4 protein-coding genes and 2 pseudogenes are annotated in these 4,346 nt (G+C 43.7%); all 6 read left to right on the forward strand.

Going from position 1 to position 4,346, the window contains the following annotated elements:
* Positions 1 to 187 (forward strand): annotated as a pseudogene (locus tag ACESM0_RS12965) (thioredoxin family protein); the annotation flags it as partial.
* Between the two features lie 18 nt (positions 188 to 205).
* Positions 206 to 1,393, forward strand: coding sequence for an aspartate aminotransferase family protein (locus ACESM0_RS12970; protein ID WP_372906626.1), 1,188 nt, complete (start codon positions 206 to 208; stop codon positions 1,391 to 1,393).
* Positions 1,394 to 1,622: 229 nt separating this feature from the next.
* On the forward strand, positions 1,623 to 2,672 hold the full coding sequence (locus tag ACESM0_RS12975; RefSeq protein ID WP_372906627.1) for a PA0069 family radical SAM protein: 1,050 nt from the start codon (positions 1,623 to 1,625) through the stop codon (positions 2,670 to 2,672).
* A 153-nt stretch (positions 2,673 to 2,825) separates the two neighbouring features.
* Positions 2,826 to 3,407, forward strand: coding sequence for a thioredoxin family protein (locus ACESM0_RS12980; RefSeq protein ID WP_372906628.1), 582 nt, complete (start codon positions 2,826 to 2,828; stop codon positions 3,405 to 3,407).
* A gap of 6 nt (positions 3,408 to 3,413) precedes the next feature.
* Positions 3,414 to 4,058, forward strand: coding sequence for a pyridoxamine 5'-phosphate oxidase (gene pdxH / locus ACESM0_RS12985; protein ID WP_372906629.1), 645 nt, complete (start codon positions 3,414 to 3,416; stop codon positions 4,056 to 4,058).
* 16 nt (positions 4,059 to 4,074) lie between these two features.
* A pseudogene (locus tag ACESM0_RS12990) lies at positions 4,075 to 4,346 on the forward strand (tRNA (guanosine(46)-N7)-methyltransferase TrmB); the annotation flags it as partial.

The raw sequence follows: 4,346 nt of genomic DNA on the forward strand, positions 1-4,346 counted from the left end.
TGATGTCTTAGGGGATTGGGGACCGCGTCCGTTCGAAGCACAGGAGATGTATGATAATTGGCGATTAAATGACGGAGAAGATTATCGGGAAATCTCCGAAACGCTTCATAAATGGTATGCGGATGACAAAACCGAATCAACGCAAAAAGAGTTGTTGCCGCTAATCGATCGATGGGAAAACGGGTAGATCGTAAAAGAACAGAGCATGTCGGAATTATCAGACTCATTTTATAAGCACGTAGCTCAAACCAGCGATTTTCCGATGGGCCTGGAGATAGATCATGCTGAGGGTTGTCACATACATACAAAAGATGGAAAATCGTACCTGGATCTGATCTCCGGAATAGCTGTGAGCAGTTTGGGACATCGCCATCCGAATGTAATTGCAGCAATAAAAAAGCAGCTGGATAAACATCTGCACGTGATGGTTTACGGTGAGTATATCCAAGAGCCACAAAGCCGTTTTGCCCAGCTGTTAACTGACCAGCTACCCGGTTCTCTCGACCGCGTATATTTTGTGAACAGTGGAACCGAGGCTAATGAGGGAGCGCTCAAGTTGGCCAAAAAATATACCGGCCGACATAAATTTGTAGCATTTAAAAACAGCTATCATGGGGATACCCACGGTTCGCTAAGCGTGACCGGTCGGGATGTGTATCGTGATCCCTACAAGCCACTCCTGCCCGATGTTCATTTTATCGATTTTAATGATCCTGCCGGATTGAGCATGATTGATGAAAAAACTGCTGCGGTAATCATGGAACCGATTCAGGGTGAAGGCGGTGTGATTCCAGCGGATAAAGAGTGGTTGAAACAGATTCGCAAGCGATGTGATGAGACGGGAGCCCTTCTCATTTTTGATGAGATACAGACCGGATTTTTCAGAACGGGATCGCTCTTTGCGTTTCAATATTATGATGTTGTACCCGATATCTTATCACTTGCCAAAGCGATGGGTGGAGGGATGCCGATGGGAGCGTTTGTCTCATCATCAGAAATTTTTGAGGAGTTTAAACACAATCCACCATTGAATCATGTCACCACGTTTGGTGGTCATCCGGTTAGCTGTGCGGCCGCTCATGCAAATCTGGAAACACTTCTAAGCGATGATTTCAGTGCCAAGGCAGAACGGATTGAAGAGATTGCTCGGGAGTTATTAAAAGGAGAGGGGATCCTGGAACTTCGAGGCAGAGGCGGAATGCTTGGATTGCAGCTTCGGGATTCCGATTTAACCCAAAAGGTGGTTGAGGAGTGTTTTAAAGAGGGTATCATTCTCGGGTGGACTCTCCACTCCAATTCTCTGATTCGAATCGCCCCGCCTTTGATTATTGAGCCTGATCTCCTTGAAGAAGCACTTCAATCCATACGTTCTGCCGTTCAGAAATTTGCTTGAGTAGGTTCTCGCAGATTTTCGCGGATTATTCCGCAGAGTTACGCAGAAATTCTGCGTGAATCAGCGTTTGATCTGCGCACATCTGCGAGAAAATGAAACGTGTTCACTTTTACATCACGTTATCGTGAATCTACCAGTCTTCCTGACTTGGTAGCAAAAAAATCAATAATCAGTTCTTGAAAACAATCCTTGAAGCTCATACATTAAACATGTATAAAATATGTGTAAAATGAGTCAGCCAATCAAAGGGCGGGGATCCGCTCAAAATCCAAAGAACCGTTTTCTTAAGACCAAGCTTGAGTACGAGATCGATCCGGAAACCGGTCAGCTAAAGAAGCCTAAAACACAGCTTCTGAAAGATCATAGTTCAGACGTCATATCCAGAAATTGCAGTCCTGATATTCCTTTTGATGTGGGCCTGAACCCATATCGTGGTTGTGAGCACGGATGCGTCTACTGCTACGCCCGGCCGACACATGAATTTCTGGGTATGAGTGCAGGACTGGACTTCGAGTCGAAAATTATGGTCAAGTACGACGCTCCTGAACTTCTGAAGAAAGCACTGGCCGAACAAAACTGGAAACCTCAAACACTGGTGATGAGCGGAGTTACAGATCCCTATCAACCGATAGAGAAGGACTTAGAGATCACAAGACGATGTATAGAGATTTTAGCCGAATGTAGTCATCCCTTGGTGATTATCACAAAAAACCATCTGGTAACCAGAGATATCGATCAACTTAAAAAACTGGCAAAAATTGGTGCGGTTCGGGTAACGATATCGCTTACCTCTCTCAGGCCTGAAATTACCAACGTGATGGAACCAAGAACGTCACGGCCTGCAAGGCGATTAAAAGCGATAGAAGAACTGACAAAAGCTGGTATTCCGGTAAATGTGAATATTGCTCCAATAGTGCCGGGATTGACAGATGACGAGATTGTGCCGATGATGGAGGCAGCCAAGAATTCAGGTGCTTCATCGATGGCTTACACAATTGTGAGACTGCCGTATGGAGTCAAGGATATCTTTTCAAAATGGCTTGAAGACCACTTTCCCGATAGAAAAGACAAAGTGCTGAATCGAATCCGAAGTCTGAAAGATGGTCAACTGAACCGGAGAGAATTTGGGGAGAGATTTCAAAGCGTGGGTCCTTACGCCAATCAGATCAAGCAACTGATCAATATTCATAAAAAAAGACTTGGCTTGGAAGAGATGGTCCCACCGCTAAACAGATCAAAATTCAAGCGCCCGGAGAACGGGCAACTGAACTTGTTTTGAAACTGAACTCTTTGTCAGTCAATAACTCAATTGAATGAAAAGGAGAAACGGTCGAATGATTTTTATATCTTCAAGCCGAAATTTCTGAATGCATTCTTCCGATGAACTGTTTATAGAATACAATAGTCAAAGTTAACTAAATGGAGATAAATAATGTCTGCAGTTAATTCAACCATGTTGGAGCTTGGTACTAAAGCGCCAAAATTCTCACTTCCCGATACAGTAACAGGGAACAATGTTCAGTTGAAAGATTTTAGGGGAAATAAGGCACTTCTTGTGATGTTTATCAGTAATCACTGTCCATACGTGAAAAATATCAAAGAGGGAATTACAGAATACGCCAAAGATTACTTGCCAAATGGTGTCGGAATTGTAGCGATATCCTCCAATGATATTGAGAATTATCCTGATGACAGTCCGGAGAAAATGAAAGAGGATGCGGAAAAATATGGTTACCCGTTTCCATATCTCTATGATGAAACCCAAGAAGTTGCGAAAGCTTATAAAGCAGCGTGCACACCGGATATCTTCCTTTTTGATGAAAAGCATGAGTTGGTTTATCGCGGTCAGTTCGATAGCAGCCGTCCAGGTAATGATGAACCCGTAACAGGCGAGGATCTAAGAGAAGCAACAGATAAAGTGCTTGCCAGTGAAAAAGTCTCTGAAGACCAGATGCCAAGCATTGGATGTAATATAAAATGGAAAAAAGGGAATGAACCGGAATATTTCGGGTAACGAGCTATGACAGATATTAAAATTGCAGATATACGAAAACAGTACAAAAAGGGAGGTCTTGTGGATGATGAACTTCCTGAAAATCCTGTTGAGCTATTCAGGAAGTGGTTTGAGGAAGCGGTTGAATCGGAAGTAGTTGAACCTAATGCCATGGCATTGGCAACTGTGACCGGAGCCGAAACTCCGAATGTGAGAATGGTATTGCTGAAAGGACTAACAGATAACTCCATCTCTTTTTATACAAATTATGAGAGTCAAAAGGCAAAAGATTTGGGTGCTTATCCGGTAGCTGCCTGTACGATATGGTGGGCAGAGCTCGAAAGACAGGTGCGAATAAGCGGTAAAGTTGAAAAGCTGACCGCAGCACAGAGCGATGATTACTTCCGTTCAAGGCCCAGAGATAGTCAGATTGGCGCATGGGCTTCAAGCCAAAGTCGACCGGTGGCTAACCGAAAAGAGCTGGAAGCCAACTTTAAAGAAATTGAAGAGGAGTATGAAGGTAAGGAGATACCCCGGCCGGATGACTGGGGCGGATACAAAATCATCTTTGAAACCATTGAGTTCTGGCAGGGAAGGCCGGGACGGTTGCACGATCGGATTTTATACCAGCAATCTGCCGGAAAATGGAACCGGCAACGATTAGCACCATAATTATTCAATCATAGGGATGGCAAAAAATAAACTTCAAAAGTTTGAAGATGTAGATCGATTCTCAAATGTTTTTGAATACACAGATTTTGAAAACGAAAAACCGAAACCGAAGGGAACATGGCATAAAAAGATATTCAAGAATGAGAATCCGATTGTTCTTGAGCTGGCGTGTGGAAAAGGAGAGTACACAGTAAATCTTGCACGGCAATATCCGGATAAGAATTTTATTGGAATTGATAAGAAAGGGTGGAGATTGTGGACAGGAGCAAAGAAGGCTCTTGAGGAGCC

Origin of the sequence: Rhodohalobacter sp. (assembly GCF_041686455.1) — a bacterium.
Classification (GTDB): domain Bacteria; phylum Bacteroidota; class Rhodothermia; order Balneolales; family Balneolaceae; genus Rhodohalobacter.

Coding starts and splice junctions, on each gene's coding strand:
- ACESM0_RS12975 (WP_372906627.1), top strand. CDS start 1,623: ATGAGTCAGCCAATCAAAGGGCGGGGATCCGCTCAAAATCCAAAGAAC.
- ACESM0_RS12970 (WP_372906626.1), top strand. CDS start 206: ATGTCGGAATTATCAGACTCATTTTATAAGCACGTAGCTCAAACCAGC.
- ACESM0_RS12980 (WP_372906628.1), top strand. CDS start 2,826: ATGTCTGCAGTTAATTCAACCATGTTGGAGCTTGGTACTAAAGCGCCA.
- pdxH (WP_372906629.1), top strand. CDS start 3,414: ATGACAGATATTAAAATTGCAGATATACGAAAACAGTACAAAAAGGGA.